At 74.3% G+C, this 16,513-nt stretch carries 15 protein-coding genes; 12 read left to right on the forward strand and 3 right to left on the reverse strand.

Going from position 1 to position 16,513, the window contains the following annotated elements; all coding sequences use genetic code 11:
• Positions 1–147 precede the first annotated feature (147 nt).
• The 10 genes from EV384_RS12475 (at position 148) to EV384_RS12520 (ending at position 10,683) form a co-directional block, all read left to right on the forward strand.
• Positions 148–534, forward strand: a complete 387-nt coding sequence (locus EV384_RS12475) for a hypothetical protein (RefSeq protein WP_130333113.1) — start codon at positions 148–150, stop codon at positions 532–534.
• Between the two features lie 157 nt (positions 535–691).
• Positions 692–3,526: a Na+/H+ antiporter subunit A gene (locus tag EV384_RS12480; protein WP_130333115.1), complete on the forward strand. Its 2,835-nt coding sequence runs from the start codon at positions 692–694 to the stop codon at positions 3,524–3,526.
• Between the two features lie 232 nt (positions 3,527–3,758).
• Positions 3,759–4,238: a Na(+)/H(+) antiporter subunit C gene (locus tag EV384_RS12485; RefSeq protein WP_130333117.1), complete on the forward strand. Its 480-nt coding sequence runs from the start codon at positions 3,759–3,761 to the stop codon at positions 4,236–4,238.
• On the forward strand, positions 4,235–5,743 hold the full coding sequence (locus tag EV384_RS12490; protein WP_130333119.1) for a Na+/H+ antiporter subunit D: 1,509 nt from the start codon (positions 4,235–4,237) through the stop codon (positions 5,741–5,743). Before EV384_RS12485 ends, EV384_RS12490 begins: the two co-directional genes overlap by 4 nt.
• 92 nt (positions 5,744–5,835) lie before the next feature.
• Positions 5,836–6,393 carry a Na+/H+ antiporter subunit E gene (locus EV384_RS12495; RefSeq protein WP_130340477.1) on the forward strand — a complete coding sequence of 186 codons (558 nt, stop codon included), beginning with the start codon at positions 5,836–5,838 and terminating at the stop codon, positions 6,391–6,393.
• Positions 6,390–6,653: an MrpF/PhaF family protein gene (locus tag EV384_RS12500; protein ID WP_130333121.1), complete on the forward strand. Its 264-nt coding sequence runs from the start codon at positions 6,390–6,392 to the stop codon at positions 6,651–6,653. The genes EV384_RS12495 and EV384_RS12500 overlap by 4 nt, the downstream gene beginning before the upstream one ends.
• Positions 6,653–6,982, forward strand: coding sequence for a monovalent cation/H(+) antiporter subunit G (gene mnhG, locus EV384_RS12505; RefSeq protein WP_130333123.1), 330 nt, complete (start codon positions 6,653–6,655; stop codon positions 6,980–6,982). The genes EV384_RS12500 and mnhG overlap by 1 nt, the downstream gene beginning before the upstream one ends.
• A gap of 162 nt (positions 6,983–7,144) precedes the next feature.
• Positions 7,145–8,500, forward strand: coding sequence for a hemolysin family protein (locus tag EV384_RS12510; RefSeq protein WP_130333125.1), 1,356 nt, complete (start codon positions 7,145–7,147; stop codon positions 8,498–8,500).
• Between the two features lie 43 nt (positions 8,501–8,543).
• A complete protein-coding gene (locus EV384_RS12515; RefSeq protein ID WP_130333127.1) occupies positions 8,544–9,608 on the forward strand; it encodes a hemolysin family protein in 1,065 nt (354 codons plus the stop codon).
• A gap of 154 nt (positions 9,609–9,762) precedes the next feature.
• Positions 9,763–10,683 (forward strand): sporulation protein, encoded by a 921-nt coding sequence (locus EV384_RS12520; RefSeq protein WP_130333129.1) that lies wholly within the window; start codon positions 9,763–9,765, stop codon positions 10,681–10,683.
• Positions 10,684–10,694: 11 nt separating this feature from the next.
• Here the strand turns inward: EV384_RS12520 and leuE are convergent, their stop codons facing one another.
• On the reverse strand, positions 10,695–11,363 hold the full coding sequence (gene leuE / locus EV384_RS12525) for a leucine efflux protein LeuE (RefSeq protein WP_130333131.1): 669 nt from the start codon (positions 11,361–11,363) through the stop codon (positions 10,695–10,697).
• The gene (locus EV384_RS12530; RefSeq protein ID WP_130333133.1) at positions 11,360–12,607 is read right to left on the reverse strand and encodes a bifunctional pyridoxamine 5'-phosphate oxidase family protein/GNAT family N-acetyltransferase; all 1,248 of its coding nucleotides are present in this window, start codon (positions 12,605–12,607) and stop codon (positions 11,360–11,362) included. The genes leuE and EV384_RS12530 overlap by 4 nt, the downstream gene beginning before the upstream one ends.
• A 38-nt stretch (positions 12,608–12,645) precedes the next feature.
• On the opposite strand from EV384_RS12530, the gene EV384_RS12535 reads away from it, so the two are divergent.
• Positions 12,646–13,986 (forward strand): aminotransferase class I/II-fold pyridoxal phosphate-dependent enzyme, encoded by a 1,341-nt coding sequence (locus EV384_RS12535; protein ID WP_130333136.1) that lies wholly within the window; start codon positions 12,646–12,648, stop codon positions 13,984–13,986.
• A 16-nt stretch (positions 13,987–14,002) separates the two neighbouring features.
• Here the strand turns inward: EV384_RS12535 and EV384_RS12540 are convergent, their stop codons facing one another.
• On the reverse strand, positions 14,003–15,421 hold the full coding sequence (locus EV384_RS12540; RefSeq protein WP_341273629.1) for an RNA-guided endonuclease InsQ/TnpB family protein: 1,419 nt from the start codon (positions 15,419–15,421) through the stop codon (positions 14,003–14,005).
• 319 nt (positions 15,422–15,740) lie between these two features.
• On the opposite strand from EV384_RS12540, the gene EV384_RS12545 reads away from it, so the two are divergent.
• Positions 15,741–16,445 (forward strand): UdgX family uracil-DNA binding protein, encoded by a 705-nt coding sequence (locus tag EV384_RS12545; protein ID WP_130333140.1) that lies wholly within the window; start codon positions 15,741–15,743, stop codon positions 16,443–16,445.
• Positions 16,446–16,513 lie beyond the last annotated feature (68 nt).

Genomic DNA, 16,513 nt, shown 5'->3' on the forward strand with positions numbered 1-16,513 from the left:
CCGCGCCGGACGCGGGTTCTGTCCGGCTCCGGGCGCTTACGCGACGGATGCGACGTTGAACGCGTTAAGTCTTAACTAACTGCTTGCTTGTGCCGCGCAACATAAAGTAACTTCACTCGCAACGCAGCGTCGGGTGGAGGGCTTTGGATGACCGTCGAGGAGCGAGGCTCCGGGCCCGGGACCGATGTGCTCATCCGCAAGGTCGACAGCCATCTCGCCGCGCTCCGCACCGGCCTGCAGGGCCCCGAGTTGGAGCTCGCCGAGCAGCTCGCCCGCTGCCTGCGCGAGCTGGTCATCGCCACCGCCCACTCCAGCGCCGCCGACCGGGGGCTGGTCCGCGCCGCGGTGCACTACTTCGTCCTCCGCCGGGAGAGCCGCGGCCGGCTGCTCTCGGTGCGCTCCCTCGCCGCCGCCCAGCGGGTGGTCAACAAGGCCGTGCGCCAGCTCGGCCGCCCCGACCTGCTGGTGGAGACCCGCCGGGAGCGGCCGTCCCGCGCGCCCGCGCTCTCCACCGGCGACAGCGCGCTGCGCTGACCCCGCTCCGGTACGCCGTACCGCGTCGCTGACCCGGCCCGGTCCCGGTCGGACCGTTTTCCGCAAACCCGCCCCTGGGCCGGCGATCTGACGTCTGATCGGTCGTGGCCGGAGCGTGCCCGCCCCGGCGTGCGGTCCCACTCGACCTGGAGCCCGCGTGCTCGTACTGCTGATCCTGCACCTGGTGGCGGCCCTGCTCGCGCCGTTGCTGGTCCGCTGGTGGGGTCCGCGCGCCTGCTACCCGCTCGCCCTCGCGCCGGCCGCCGCGTTCGGCTGGGCCGTCGCCCACACCCCGACGGTCCGCGACGGCGGCGCGGTCGTCGAGACGTACCGGTGGATCGGCCAGCTCCGGCTCGACCTCGCGCTGCGGGTCACCACCCTGTCCTGGCTGATGTTGCTGCTGGTCGGCGGCGTCGGCGCGCTGGTGCTGGTCTACTCCGCCCGCTACTTCCACCCCGGCTCGGCGGGGGTGGCCCGGTTCGCGGCCGTGCTGGTCGCCTTCGCCGGGGCGATGCTCGGCCTGGTGGTCGCCGACGACCTGCTGCTGCTCTACGTCTTCTGGGAGCTGACCACGGTCTTCTCCTACCTGCTGATCGGGCACAGCACCGAGCGGCGGTCCAGCCGCTGGGCGGCCGCCCAGGCGCTGACCGTGACCACCCTCGGCGGGCTGGCGATGCTGGTCGGCTTCCTGCTGCTCGGCCGGCACGCCGGCGGCTACCGCTGGTCGGCGATCGCGGCCGCGCCGCTGCCCGGTGGCGGGTACCTCGCCGCGGCGGTGCTGCTGATCCTGGCCGGGGCGCTGGCCAAGTCCGCCGTCGTGCCGTTCAGCTCCTGGCTGCCGGTGGCGATGGCCGCGCCGACGCCGGTCAGCGCGTACCTGCACGCGGCGGCGATGGTGAAGGCCGGGGTCTACCTGGTCGGGCTGCTCGCCCCGGTGCTCGCGATCGCCGGCCCGTGGCGTCCGGTCACCGTGGTCGCCGGGCTGGTCACCCTGGTCGCCGGGGGCTGGGCGGCGTTGCGGCAGACCGACCTGAAGCTGCTGCTGGCGTACGGGACGGTCAGCCAGCTCGGCCTGCTGACCGTGGTGATCGGCGCGGGCACGCCGAAGGCCGCGCTGGCCGGCACGGCGATGCTGCTGGCGCACGCGCTGTTCAAGGCGGCCCTGTTCCTCGTCGTCGGCCTCCTCGACCACTGTGCCGGCACCCGTGACCTGCGGGAGCTCTCCGGGGTCGGGCGTACCGCGCCGCTGCTGGCGGTGGTCGCCGGGCTCGCCGCCGCGTCGATGGCCGGGCTGCCGCCGCTGTTCGGCTTCGTCGCGAAGGAGGCGGTCCTCGCCGCCTTCACCGACCGGCCGCTCGTGCTCGCCGTGCTGGTCGGCGGCACCGCCCTCACCGTCGCCTACAGCATCCGGTTCCTGTGGGGCGCCTTCGCCACCCGGCCCGGCACGCCGGCCACCGAACTGGCCGCCGCCCCGGCCGCGATGCTGGCGCCACCGGCCCTGCTCGCCGCCGCCGGGCTGGCCTTCGGTCCCGCCGCCGGCTGGCTGGGCGGCCTGCTCCACCCGTACGCCGAACTCTTCGGTCCGGGGGAGGCGCACCTCGCGCTCTGGCCCGGGCCGAACCTGGCGCTGGGGCTCTCCGCGGTCGCGGTCGCCGCCGGCGTCGCGCTGCACCTGGTACGCGGCCCGCTCGCCCCTGCGCTGGCCCGGCTGCACGTCCCGGTCGGCGGCAACCAGGGCTACGAGTGGGTGACCCACCGCTTCGACCGGTTCGCCATCGAGGTCACCGGCGCCACCCAGCGCGGCTCGCTGCCGCAGTACCTCGGCGCCATCCTGCTCGCGCTGGTGCTGTTGCCCGGCGCGGCGATGCTGACCGCCCGCCCCTGGCGGGAACGGATCGCGCTCTGGGACACCCCCGCCCAGCTCGTGGTCTGCCTGGTGATCGCGGTGGCGGCGGTGTTCGCCGTCGGCGCCCGCCGCCGGCTCACCGCGATGCTGCTGGTCGGGGTGACCGGCTACGGCACCGCGATGATGTTCGTCCTCTACGGCGCGCCCGACCTGGCGCTCACCCAGTTCCTGGTCGAGACCGCCACCATCGTGCTCTTCGTGCTGGTGCTGCGGCGGCTGCCGGACCGGTTCTCGGCCCGACCGCTGCGCCGCAGCCGCTGGCTGCGGCGGGGAATCGGGGTGGCGGCCGGGGTGGTGATGGCCGGCCTCGCCCTCGCGGCGGCCGGCGCCCGGCGGACGCCGTCGATCTCGCTCGCCTTCCCCGACCTGGCGGTCGCCCAGGGCTACGGCCGCAACGTGGTCAACGTGACCCTGGTCGACATCCGGGCCTGGGACACCATGGGCGAGCTCTCCGTGCTGGTGGTGGCCGCGACCGGCGTGGCCAGCCTGATCTTCGAACGGTCCCGCACCGGGCCGCGGCCGCGCCGCCCCGCGCCGTCCGCGCCCCGTCGGGACCGGCGGCCGGTCTGGCTGCGCGGCGGGGCCACCCTGCGCGAGCGGCGCCGGTCGATCGTCTTCGAGGTGGTCACCCGGCTGATCTTCCACACCGTGCTGCTCTTCTCCCTCTTCCTGCTCTTCTCCGGGCACAACGCCCCCGGCGGCGGCTTTGCCGGCGGCCTGGTCGCCGGCCTCGCCCTCGCCGTCCGCTACCTGGCCGGCGGCCGGTACGAGCTGGCCGAGGCGGCGCCGGTCGGGGCGGGGACGGTGCTCGGCGCCGGGCTGGCCGTCTCCGTCGGCACCGGCGCGATCGGGCTGCTCCGCACCGGATCCGTGCTGGAGAGCGTGAAGGTCGACCTCTGGCTGCCCGCCGTCGGCCACTGCTACCTGGTCACGTCGCTCTTCTTCGACGTGGGCGTCTACCTGATCGTGGTCGGGCTGGTGCTGGACATCCTGCGCAGCCTCGGCGCGGAGGTGGACCGGCACGTCGAGGCGAGCGGCGGCCCGGAGGCGGGCCTGGCGGTCCACCGGGAGGGGGACCGGACGTGAGCGCGAGGAGTGAGCCGGTTCTGCGAGCCCCGCAGTCGCGAACAGAGGTGGCGCGGTGAGCGCGAGGAGTGAGCCGGTTCTGCGAGCCCCGCAGTCGCGAACAGAGGTGGCGCGGTGAGGGCGAGGAGTGAGCCGGTTCTGCGAGCCCCGCAGTCGCGAACAGAGGTGGCGCGGTGAGCGCGAGGAGTGAGCCGGTTCTGCGAGCCCCGCAGTCGCGAACAGAGGTGGCGCGGTGAAGGCGGTTGGGGCGGGACCGACCCTGGTGCTGGTGATCGCCGTCGGGGTGCTGGTGGCCACCGGCGTCACCCTGCTGCTGGAGCGGAGCCTGAGCCGGATCCTGCTCGGGGTCATCCTGCTCGGCAACGGGGTGAATCTGCTGATCCTGCTCGGCGGCCGGTCCGGGGCCGCCCCGGTGGTGGGCACCGCGCCCAGCGGGGAGATGAGCGACGCGCTGTCCCAGGCGATGGTGCTGACCGCCGTGGTGATCACCTTCGGGCTGACCGCGTTCCTGCTCGCGGTCGCGTACCGGAGCTGGTATCTCACCGGCGACGACGAGGTGCAGGACGACCTGGAGGACCGGCAGGTCGTTCGGCTCGCCGAGCGGAACGAGGTCTCCACCGCGGACCTCGGCGGCGAGGGTCCGGACAACGACCCGGAGCAGGTGGACCCGGGGCCCGCGCTGCGTCGGCTGCGCCGCGGGGAGCAGGGGTGACCCCGGCGCTGGTGCCGTTGCCCGTGGTGGTGCCGCTGCTCGGCGCCGCGCTGACGCTGATCCTGGCCAACCGGCCCCGGCTGCAACGGTCGGTCAGCGTGGTCGGCCTCGCCACCACCCTGGCGGTCGCCGTGACGCTGCTGGTCGAGGCGTACCGGCACGGGCCGGTGGTCGTGCAGGTGGGCGGCTGGCCGGCGCCGGTGGGCATCGTGCTGGTCGCCGACCAGCTCGCCGCGCTGATGCTGGTGGTCTCGTCGGCGGTGACGCTCTGCGTGCTGCTCTACTCGATCGGCCAGGGGCGCGGGGAGACCAGCGAGACCGCGCCGGTCAGCATCTACCACCCCACCTACCTGGTGCTGACCGCCGGCGTCACCAACGCCTTCCTGGCCGGGGACCTGTTCAACCTCTTCGTCGGCTTCGAGATCCTGCTGGCGGCGAGCTTCGTGCTGATCACGCTGGGCGGCACCGAGACCCGGATCCGGACCGGCTCGACGTACGTGGTGGTCAGCGTCCTCTCTTCGATGATCTTCCTGGCCGCGGTGGGCCTGGTGTACGCGGCCACCGGCACCCTCAACATGGCCCAGCTCGCCGGGCGGCTGGACGGCCTGCCGGCCGGCGTACGGATGGCGTTGCAGCTCATGCTGCTGCTCGCCTTCGGCATCAAGGCGGCGGTCTTCCCGGTCTCCGCCTGGCTGCCGGACAGCTACCCGACCGCCCCGGCCCCGGTCACCGCGGTCTTCGCCGGCCTGCTCACCAAGGTCGGCGTGTACTCCATCATCCGCACCAAGACGCTGCTGTTCCCCGGCGGGCAGGCCGACCGGCTGCTCATGGTGGTCGCCGGGCTGACCATGGTGGTCGGCATCCTCGGCGCGGTGGCCCAGTCCGACATGAAGCGGCTCTTCTCGTTCACCCTGGTCAGCCACATCGGTTTCATGATCTTCGGGGTGGCGCTGAGCAGCGTCGCCGGCCTCTCCGGGGCGATCTTCTACGTGGTGCACCACATCACCATCCAGACCACCCTCTTCCTGGTCGCCGGTCTGGTCGAGGAGCGGGCCGGCAGCACCGACCTGCGCCGCCTCGGCGGGCTGGCCCGGGTCGCGCCGCTGCTCGCGGTGCTCTTCTTCGTCCCGGCGATGAACCTCGCCGGCGTCCCGCCCTTCTCCGGCTTCCTCGGCAAGCTCGGTCTGCTCCAGGCCGGCGTGGCGGCGCCCGGGGTGCTCCCCGGGGTGCTGGTGGGAGCGGGGGCGGTGACCAGCCTGCTCACCCTCTACGCCGCCTCCCGGGTGTGGAACATCGCGTTCTGGCGCTCGCCCCGGCTCGCCACCACCGATCCGACCGTACGGCTGCCGGCGCTGATGGTCGGCGCGACCACGGCCCTGGTCGTGCTCGGCGTGGCGCTGACCCTCGCCGCCGGGCCGCTCTTCGAGGTCACCGCGGACGCCGCCACCGACCTGCGCGCACGTACCCCCTACGTGCGGGCCGTCTTCCCGGGTGGCGTTCCGTGACGGCCGGCGGGCCGTCCGGTCGCGACGGGCCGGCGGCTCCGCCGCCGCACCCCGGCGCCGGGCCGTCCGGGGCGCCGGGCCGCAACGCGAAAGTGGGGCGCGGCGGCCGGTGGCGGGACGAGGCGGTCGCGCTCGGCTGGCTGGTGCTGACCTGGCTGCTGCTCTGGGGGGAGGTGACCTGGGGCAACGTGCTCGGCGGGCTGGTCGTCGGCGGCGCCGTGCTGCTCTTCTTCCCGCTGCCGCCGGTCACCTTCGGCGGCCGGCTCCGCCCCGGGGCGCTGCTCGTGCTGGCCGCCACCTTCGCCGGTGAGCTGGTGAGCGCCAGCGTCCATGTCGCCGCGATCGCCGTCCGCCCCGGCTACCGGCCGCGCGGCGCGATCATCGCGGTGCCGCTGCGGGTCCGCACCGACCTCAACCTGGCGCTCACCGCCGAGGTGATCTCCCTGGTCCCGGGCACCCTCATCCTCGAGGTGGACCGGGACCGGGCCGTCCTCTACGCGCACGTGCTCGACGTCCGCGGCCCGGCGGACCTGACCGCGAGCCGCGACCGGATCCTCGCCGTCGAGCGGCGCATCGTCCGCGCGATCGGCTCGCCCGCCGAGGTACGCCAGCTGCGTACCGAACCCGTCGACCGGAGGAACAATCCGTGACCACGCTCCTCGCCGTCGTGCTGACCGTGCTGCTCTCGGTCACCGCCCTGCTCGCCCTGGCCCGCATCTACCGGGGGCCGTCGCTGCTGGACCGGGTCGTCGCCGCCGACCTGCTGCTCTCCATCATGCTCGGCGCGGTCGGCGCCGAGGCGGCGGTCAACCGGCACGCCACCACGCTGCCCGTGCTGGTGGTGCTCTCCCTGCTCGGCTTCGTCGGCTCGGTGGCGATGGTCCGCTTCGCCGTCCGCGAGGAGGCGTGATGGGGGCGGTCGCCGACTGGCTCGGCGCGGCCTGCCTGGTTGCCGGGGCCCTGCTCAGCCTGGCCGCCGGGATCGGCGTGCTGCGCTTCCCGGACGTGCTGGACCGGATGCACGCGGCCACCAAGCCGCAGGTGCTCGGCGTGCTGCTCCTGCTGGCCGGGGTGGCGCTGCGCCTGCGTACGCCGTCGGACCTGGGCATGCTGGCGCTGGTCGCGATCTTCCAACTGGCCACCGCGCCGGTCGCCGCCCAGATGGTCGGTCGGGCCGCGTACCGGTCGGGTCGGGTCGACCGGGCCCTGCTCGACACGGACGAGCTGGCCGACCGCTGACCGGGGTGGAACCGGACAACTGCGCCACCTTCAGCGGGCGTCCAGCCAGCGCGGATAAAATGGGGGCATGATCGACTCCTCTGCCCAGGAGGGCAGCAGTAGCCAGCCGGGTCGTGCCCGGCATTCCCTCGCCCCGACGACCCCGGGAGCCCTGAACCTCCCGTGCTGATCGTCGTGGGTCTCGTACTCATCATCGTGCTCACCGCCGCCACCGGTTACTTCGTGGCCCAGGAGTTCGGTTACGTCGCCGTGGACCGCGGCAGGCTCAAGCAGCTCGCCGACGCCGGCGACGTGCCCGCCGCCCGGGCCCTGGCGGTGACCGGTCGGCTGTCGTTCATGCTCTCCGGCGCCCAGCTCGGCATCACCGTCACCGCCCTGCTCGTCGGTTACGTCGCCGAGCCGTACCTGGGCACCGGGCTGGCCGACCTGCTCGGCGTCGCCGGGGTCTCCACCGGGATCAGCCTGCCGCTCTCGGTGGTGCTGGCCCTGCTCATCGCCACCGTGGTGCAGATGGTCCTCGGCGAGCTGGCCCCGAAGAACCTGGCCATCGCCCGCGCCGTACCCCTCGCGCGGGCGCTGAGCCGGTCCACCCTGATCTACCTGAAGCTCGCCGGCCCGGTGATCACCCTCTTCGACCGGGCCGCCGTCCGGCTGCTCCGCCGGGTCGGCATCGAGCCGATCGAGGAGCTGCCCAGCGGCGCCACCCCGGCGGACCTGGAACAGATCATCGCCGAGTCCCGCGAGGAGGGCAGCCTCGACGCCGAGATGTCCGACCTGCTCGACCGGGGCCTGGACTTCCGCGAGCTGACCGCCGGTGAGGCCATGGTGCCCCGGGTCGACGTGCACACCGTGCGCGCCGACGAGCCGGTCAGCCGGGTCGTCGAGCTGCTCGACACCGGCCACTCCCGCTTCCCGGTCCGCGGCGCCGAGGGCGTCGACGACCTGGTGGGCGTGGTCGGCATCGCCGATGTGCTCGGCGTGCCGCCGGCCGAGCGGGCGACCACCCGGGTCGGCGCGGTGGCCGTACCGCCGCTGCTGGTGCCGGAGACGCTGCCGCTGCCGACGGTGCTGGACCGGCTCCGGGTCGGCCACCGGCAGCTCGCTTGCGTGGTCGACGAGTACGGCGGCTTCGCCGGCGTGATCACCCTGGAGGACATCGCCGAGGAGCTGGTCGGGCCGATCCGCGACGAGGACGACCCGCCGGAGCGGGCCCCGGCCCGGCAGGACGACGGCTCCTGGGTGGTGCCGGCCCGCTGGCGGATCGACGAGGTCGCCGACAGCACCGGCATTTCGCTGCCCGAGGCTCCGGAGTACGACACCCTCTCCGGGCTGGTCATGCGGGAGCTGGGCCGGGTGCCCGAGGTCGGCGACCGGCTGGAGATCAGCCTCGCCGCCGACGGCGGCGAGCCCGACGCCGAGCCGCGCGCCCTGGTCGAGGTGCTGGCCGTGGACCGGCACGTCGCCGACTCCGTCCGGCTCCGGATGGCCGCGGCCGAACGCGGGGAGGAGGCGGCATGAGCGGGTTGACCATGTCCGCCGCGCGGCGCGGGGAGGTCCCCGCATGAGCCCCGGCTTCGCACTCTTCTTCAGCGCCGTGCTGCTGGCGTTGAACGGCTTCTTCGTGGCCGCCGAGTTCGCCCTGGTGGCCTCCAAGCGGTACCGGCTGGAGCAGGCGGCGTCCGGCGGCGGCCGGGCCGCCCGCGCGGCGCTCGACGGCGTCCGCGAGCTGTCCCTGATGCTGGCCGGCGCGCAGCTCGGCATCACGCTCTGCACCCTGGGCCTGGGCGCCCTGGCCGAGCCGGCGATCGAACACCTGCTCAGCCCGCTGCTGCACGCGGTGGGCCTGCCGGACGCGGTCAGCCGCCTGGTGGCGCTGCTCTTCGCCCTCGGCCTGGTGACGTTCCTGCACCTGGTGGTCGGCGAGATGGCCCCGAAGTCGTGGGCGATCACCGACGCGGAGCGCTCGGCGACGCTGCTGGCGCTGCCGTTCCGGGCCTTCGCCCGGGTCTCCCGCCCGGTGCTCTCGGCGCTGAACGCGCTGGCCAACCTGGTGCTGCGGCTGGTCGGCGTGCGGCAGCAGGACCAGCTCGCCATGGTGCACGGCCCGGACGAGCTGCGCATCCTGCTGGAGCAGTCCCGCGAGCACGGGCTGCTCGGCGCGGAGCAGCACCAGCTGCTGACCAGCATGCTGGAGCTGCAGGGCACCACGGTGGCGCAGGTGATGGAGCCGTTCGACCGGATCGTCACGGTCCGCCGGGACGACACCGCCGAGCGGATCGAGCACGTCTCCCGGGACAGCGGCCGGTCCCGGCTGGCCGTGCTCGACGCCGGCGGCGAGGTCTGCGGCCTGGTGCACGTCCGGGAGGCGGTCCGAGCCGTCACCACCGGCCGGGCGGCTACCGCCGCTGAGCTGATGACCCCGGCCTTCACCCTGCCCGGGGCGGCCTCGGTGACCGAGGCGGTGGCGGCGATGCGCGGCCGGCAGGCCCAGCTGGCGCTGGTCAGCAACGGCGGTGGCCCGACCCGGCCGATCGGCTTCGTGGCCCTGGAGGACCTTCTGGAGGAGGTCATCGGCGAGTTCGACGACGAGACCGACCCGGTGCCGAGGGGCCGGCGCATGCGCTGATGCCTCCCGCATTCCCGACCGGCCGCCGGGTCCCCGTGCGCCGCCGCCGTACCGCCGGGGGCGGCGCGGACCGACGGCCGGCGCCGGCAAAGGAGTGCCGGGCCGAGGACCGGGAATGCCGCCGGGGCGGCGGCGACGGGAACGGGGGAGCGGGGTGCGGCTGACCGGGGTGTCCTCGGAGTCCGGCTGGACCGGGCTGTCGGTGACCACCACCCTGACCAACCCGAGCACCCGTCCCGGCCTGCGCCTGCCGGGGCGGGTGACGCTCGCCGCCGGGGGAGAGGACGTGCCGGTCCGGCACATCCGGCTGGGCCTGATCGCCCAGGCCGAGCCGGAGGATCCGGGCTCGCCGCGCCGCCTGGTGCAGTTCCACCAGGTGCCGGTCGCCGGCCGGTTCGTGGTGCCGGCGGGGCGGCGGCGGGCGGTCGACTTCGCGCTGCCGCTGCCCTGGGAGACCCCGGTGACGATCTTCGGCGAGGTGCCGCTGATGAGCCTGCGCACCGGTCTGCGTACCGAGGTGTCGGTGGATCCGGACCTGGACCAGGGCGCGATGGTGCCGGTCTTCGTCCACCCGCTCCCCACCCAGCAGCACATCCTCGCCGCGCTGGACACCCTGGGTTTCGTGATGCGGCAGGCGGGTCTGCAGCTGGGCCGGCTGCCCGGGGTGGAGCAGACGCTGCCCCTGTACGAGCGGCTGGGCTACTGGGTGGCGCCGCTCTACGCCGGCCCGATCACCGAGCTGGAACTGATCTTCGTGACCAACGCGGCGGGGTTGGAGGTGCTGCTCTGGCTGGACCGGCGGCTCTCCCTCGCCGGGGTGACCCACCAGAGCATCAGCCGGTTCCGGGTCTGGCACGCGGGTCAGGACCGGCGGGACTGGGTGGCCACGGTCGACGGGTGGCTGCGGCACGCCATCAACCGGCACGCGGCCGACGCCGCGCACGCCGACTGGTCCGCCACGATCAGCGAGTCCGCGCACGTCAGCCGCCACCCCGACGAGCCGGTCGCGCCCGGCTACGGCCTGGGCGGCACGGCCGGCGGTGGCGGCATCGGCGGCGGTGGCGACGGCACCTGACCGCCGCGTGGTCAGACCGAGGCGGTGGCGAGCTTGATGCTGAAGCCGAGGAAGAGGGCGGCGACGGCGGTGGTGCCGGTGGCGGCGAGCCGGCGGCGGCGGTGGAACTGGGCGGCGAGGAAGGTCCCGGCGAAGATCAGCGCGGTCAGGTAGAGCGCGCTGGTCACCTGGGCGATCAGGCCGAGCAGCAGGAACGACAGCGCCGGCCAGGCGTACCCGGGGTCGACGAACTGGATGAAGAACGAGATGAAGAAGAGGATCGCCTTCGGGTTGAGCAGGCTGATCACCAGCGCCTTGCGGAACGGGCTGCGCAGCGCCGCCGGCTCCGCCGCGTCGATCAGCCGCGGCGTGGTCGGGTCGTTGCGGTCGCGCCAGCGTCGCCAGGCGCCGCGCAGCATCGTCAACCCCACATAACCGAGGTACGCCGCGCCGGCGTACTTGATCACCAGGAAGAGCGGTGGGTACGCCTGGAGCAGCGACGCCACCCCGGCGGCGGAGAGGGCCATCAGCACCGAGTCGCCGACGAACACCCCGCCCGCGGCCCGGTAGCCGGCTCCCACCCCGCGCCGGGCGGCGGTGGAGAGCACGAAGAGCGAGTTCGGCCCGGGGAGCAGGATGATCGCCACGGTCCCCAGCAGGTACGTCCAGATGTCGGTGATGCCCAGCACGCCGGTCATCATGACGCCACCGGTGCCGCCGGGCGAAGCCTTTCCCGCAGCCTGACCTGTGCGTTCGGCCACTCGTCGACGGTCATCGAATACTGCACGGTGTCCCGCCAGGAGCCGTCCGCCCGCGGCCGGTGCATCCGGAGCACCCCCTCCCGGGTGGCGCCGAGGCGCTCGATCGCCCGCTGTGAGCGCTCGTTGCGGATGTCGGTGTGCCAGACGACCCGGACCGCACCGAGCTCATCGAAGGCCCGACCGAGCAGCAGCAACTTCGCCTCGGTGTTGATCCCGGTCCGCCACCAGGGACGGCCGAGCCAGGTGTACCCGATCGCCACCGACCGGCGGTCGGCGTCCACCTCGTAGAACGAGGTGGCGCCGACCACCGCCCCCGTTGCCGCGCAGCGCTGCACCCACGGCACCCGCTCTTCCCGGTGGTGCGCGGTCAGCGCTGCCTGGATGGCTCGGCGCATCTCGGTCGCGTCCACCGGCTGCCGGCCGCCGAGGTGCCGCCAGACCTCGGGGTCGGCGGTCGCCGTGAACAGCTCCTCGGCGTGGGCCAGGTCGAGGGGTTCCAGCACGACGTGTTCGCCGCGCAGCACCACCGGCTCCAGCCAGGCCGACCGGGCCGGCCGCAGGTACGCCGGCAGCGGCGCGGTCACCCCGGGGGCCGGCTCCGGCACCCCGGCGGTCAGCCGCAGCGGCAGCACCCCGGCCCAGTACGGCAGGTCGAGGTCGGCGGGGTCGTCGTTGACCCCGCCGGTGCGGGTCCGGACCGACACCTCGCGCAGCGGCAGCGCCAGCACGGCCGTCTCGGCCAGCTCCCGGCGGCTCGGCGGCCGGCTGTCCGCGCTGCGCCCGGCTGCGGCCTTCTCGACCAGCGCGGTGAGGACGGCGGTCTTCTCCCGCTCGTCGGTGACCAGCCGCGCGGTGCCGTGCGCGACCAGGGAGCGGTAGTTGGCGCTGTGGTGGAACTGGGAGCGGCCGTAGATCAGCGCGTCGAGCAGGGTCACCGCGACGCAGACCGGCAGCCCGGCGTCGTCCCGGGCGGCGAGCAGCGGCCGGCTGCCGGTGGAGCCGTGCAGGTAGAGGGTGTCGCCGACGCGGACGTGCAGGGTGGGCAGGACCCGCGGCTCACCGTCCACGGTGAACCCCAGCGCGCAGTGGTACGCCTCGTCGAGGACGGCGTGCGCGGCGTTCTCGTCGTAGCTCATCCGGTCGCGGGTCCGGCTGGCGGTGGTCCGTTCGGTGCGGGGGTACATGCGACATCCCATCTTTGTTCTAGTACAATCTCCAAACTGTGGCAGCACATTATCAGATCGCAGGGTCGACGTCGGCCGCCATTTCGGCCAGCGTGGAGAGCGGGATCCGCAGCGGGGCACTCGCCCCGGGCGACGCCCTGCCCGCCGTCCGCACCCTGGCCACCGGGCTGGCGGTGAGCCCGGCCACCGTCGCCCGGGCGTACCAGGAGCTGCGGCAGCGCGGCCTGGTGGTCACCGCCGGCCGGCACGGCACCCGGGTCCGGCCCCGCCCGCCGGTCGCCACCCGCCGCGCCGGGCTGATGCCGCCACCGCTGCCCGGCAGCCGCAACCTCTCCGCCGGGCAGCCCGACAGGCGGCTGCTGCCACCGCTCGGCCCGCACCTGGCCGCGCTCGCCGCCGAGATCGGCGCGCCCACCGGGTACGCCGCCGCCGCCGTCCTCCCCGAGCTGGTCGACGCCGCCCGGGAGCGGCTCGCCGCCGACGGCGTACCGGCCGAGGAGATCACCGTCACCGGCGGCGCGCTGGACGGCATCGAGCGGCTGCTCGCCGCCCACCTCCGGCCCGGTGACGCGGTGGCGGTCGAGGACCCCGGCTGGGCCAACCTGCTGGACCTGGTCGCCGCGCTCGGGCTGCGCGCCATCGGCGTGCCGGTCGACGACGAGGGCCCCACCGAGCCGGGGGTGCGGGCCGCCCTCGCCGCCGGGGCCCGCGCGCTGGTCGTCACCAGCCGCGCCCAGAACCCGACCGGCGCGGCCCTCTCCGCCGACCGCGCCGACGCGCTGCGGGCGCTGCTCGCCGGCCGGTCCGACCTGCTGCTGATCGAGGACGACCACGCCGCCGAGCTGGCCCGCGTACCGCTGCATCCGCTCGCCGGGGCGACCCCGGCCTGGGCCTTCGTCCGGTCGGTGAGCAAGCCCTACGGCCCGGACCTGCGCCTGGCGGTGCTCGCCGGCGACGAGGCCACGGTGGCCCGGGTCGCCGGCCGGGCCCGGGTTGGTGCCGGCTGGGTCTCCACCGTGCTGCAACGCCTCGTGCTGGCGCTCTGGCGCGACCCCGCCACCGCCGACCTGGTGCGCCGCGCCGGGGAGAGCTACGAGCGGCGGAGGAACGGGCTGGCGCGAGAGCTCGCCGCACACGGCCTCGCCGCCCACGCCCGAACCGGGATCAACGTCTGGGTGCCCGTGCCGGACGAGACCGTGGTGGTCACCGCGCTGCGGGACGCCGGCTGGTCGGTCGCCCCCGGCGTGATCAACCGGATCGCCGCCGGCCCGGGCGTCCGGATCACGGTCAGCTCCCTCGACGAGGCCGACCTCGCCCCGCTCGCCGCCGCGATCGCCCGCGCGGTACGCCCCACCGCGCCGTTCGGGTTCACCGCGTGACCTAGTGCGGTGTCCACTAACGTTCACCGGGTTTTCGGTGGGTGTTGTGGATCCTCGCTTTGGGGGCGAGCGACTCCCCACCGGTTGGTGGGGCGGGCCTCCGCGGGCCAACTGATCCTCGCGCCGCCCGGGGTGGGCGGCGGGGGTCACGTCGGGACCGGCCGGCACCGGGCAGGTGCCGGCCGGCTCGACGGTGCGTGACCACCTCCGGCTGCACAACAGCTGTCGGGGTGGTGGATCCGCCGCCCGGGGTGCGGGTGGCGATGCTGGCCGCCGCGACCAGGTCGCGGTGACCGGAGAATGCGCAGTGCGGGCAGGACAACGTCCTGCCCCGGGGTTTCGGCACCCGCCTTCGGCAGGCGGGGCAGGTGGACGACGTGCCGCGTTCGTCGACCAGCCGGACGGTGATCCCGGCCAGGGTGGCCTTGTCGGTGAGAACTTGGAGGAGCCGGCCGATCTGCCACTGCCGTAGCCGCAGGTTGTGCCGCCGCCCCGCCGGCAGATTCAGCACACCGCGAGGATCGCCGACGTGCAGGACACCGACCCGCTGCCGCACCGCCCACGAGACGACCGTGCGGGCGGCCTCGTGCTGGGCCTGCCGGACCCTGCGCCGGTGCCGGCCCTCCACCAGCCGTGCCCGACGGCGGTACTGCCGCCACCGCCGCGACCCCTTCTCACCAGGTTTCGGCGCCCGCCGTGCCACGGCGCGGCGGCGGGCTTTCGTGTCGGCCAGGTGCATGCGGTGCTCGGCGCGGATCGCCCGCCCCGACACCAACAACCCCTCCCCGTCAGGACCGGCCACCGCGTACGGGTGGATGATCCCGAGATCCACCCCGGCGACCCTGGCCGGGTCCGGTTCCTCGCCGGGCGGGTAGACCGCAATCGGAACCTCGGCGGTGACATCGAGGAACAGGCGGCCGTCCTCGCACATCAGCGTGATCGACCGGACTTGTTCGGCCGGATACGGCACCTCCCGCGCCAGGCGCACCCACAACGGCGCCCCACCTTTGGCGGTGGGGATCCGCACCCGGCGTCCGTCGAGGGTGAACGTGCCGTGATACCAGCGCACCGGCACCAACCCCCGCCGGCGACGCGGAAACCGCGCCAACAGGTCACCCGCGCTGCGGCGCTTCGCCGCCGCGAACCACGCATCGGAAAACCGACGCAACACCGACCGCGCACCGACGGAATCCAGTTCCGCGAACGTGCCCGGCCCGGACGTCGCCAACTCCCGGCACAACTCCTGATAACCGGACAGGGGTACATCCCGGCGGCGACGCCGCCACCCGTTGACCTCCAACACACACGCCCACACGTCACCGGCCGAGCGCAGCAGCCCGAAACACCGCCGCCGCTGCCCGGGCGTCACCCGCAACGCGACGCGCGCGGTGCGGTGCACGGCCCGCGGGGCGGCGGGATCCCGACGACGAGGCACGAACCGAAGCCAACACCACCCCTACGACATTTTCCCAACCCCGACCAACCCGGCCAACGTTTGTGGACACGGCACTAGCCGGGGCATGCCGGCCGCACCTGTGGGAATGCCGCGCCGGGAGGTGGTCGACCATGGATTCGAACAAGTCGCGGACCGGACTCTGGATCGCCATCGCGGTGGCGGTGATCATCGTGATCATCGTGATCGCGCTGGCCGCACGCGACGGCGGCGGAGGGGGCGGTTACTGACGCACGGAATACTCTGCCGCGCGACGGGCGGGAACCCGGCGTCCGGCAGGAAACCGGTATATAAAGTCGGCATGGCCGAGCAGACCGAGAGCGCCCCCGGCGCCCAGCAGTTCATCCCGCCGCAGGCCGACACCATCGACGAGCTGCGCGCCGCGGCGGCCGGCTGCCAGGGGTGTGAGCTCTACCGGGACGCCTCGCAGACCGTCTTCGGCCGGGGCGACGAGAGCGCCCGGGTGGTCCTCGTGGGCGAGCAGCCCGGCGACATGGAGGACCAGAAGGGCCTGCCCTTCGTCGGCCCGGCCGGCCGGCTGCTGCGCAAGGCGGTGGACGACGCCGGCATCGACCCTGGTCACATCTACCTGACCAACGCAGTCAAGCACTTCAGATTCGAGCTGCGCGGCAAGCGCCGGATCCACCAGTCGCCGGACCGGGTGCACATCACCGCCTGCCGGCCCTGGCTGGTGGCCGAGTTCGCCCGGCTGAGCCCCGAGGTGGTGGTGGTGCTCGGCGCCACCGCCGCCAAGGCCCTGCTCGGCCCGACGTTCCGGGTGACGAAGCAGCGCGGCGAGCTGCTGCCCTGGCCGGACGCCGCGCAGCACCCGGAGGACTTCAAGCGGGTGCCGGTGGACAACACGGGCAAGGTGGCCGACGTGCCTCCGGCGCAACTCCTGGCCACCATCCACCCGTCCGCGGTGCTGCGCGCCGACAACCAGGACGTGGCGTACGGGGGGCTGGTCGCCGACCTCACTGTCGCCGCCCGCGCCCTCGCCGCCTGATGCGCTGGGCCAGGCAAGATCACGCTCGACGATCCTGCAGCGACCTGAGCTGACGAGCATCCACTGGG

It is taken from the genome of Micromonospora kangleipakensis, from assembly GCF_004217615.1.
GTDB lineage: Bacteria > Actinomycetota > Actinomycetes > Mycobacteriales > Micromonosporaceae > Micromonospora > Micromonospora kangleipakensis.

What these genes read in the sequence shown, in the direction of transcription:
- mnhG (WP_130333123.1), top strand. Translation starts at nt 6,653, where the DNA reads ATGGGGGCGGTCGCCGACTGGCTCGGCGCGGCCTGCCTGGTTGCCGGG.
- leuE (WP_130333131.1), bottom strand. Translation starts at nt 11,363, where the DNA reads ATGATGACCGGCGTGCTGGGCATCACCGACATCTGGACGTACCTGCTG.
- EV384_RS12475 (WP_130333113.1), top strand. Translation starts at nt 148, where the DNA reads ATGACCGTCGAGGAGCGAGGCTCCGGGCCCGGGACCGATGTGCTCATC.
- EV384_RS12530 (WP_130333133.1), bottom strand. Translation starts at nt 12,607, where the DNA reads ATGTACCCCCGCACCGAACGGACCACCGCCAGCCGGACCCGCGACCGG.
- EV384_RS12545 (WP_130333140.1), top strand. Translation starts at nt 15,741, where the DNA reads ATGGCCGAGCAGACCGAGAGCGCCCCCGGCGCCCAGCAGTTCATCCCG.
- EV384_RS12515 (WP_130333127.1), top strand. Translation starts at nt 8,544, where the DNA reads ATGAGCCCCGGCTTCGCACTCTTCTTCAGCGCCGTGCTGCTGGCGTTG.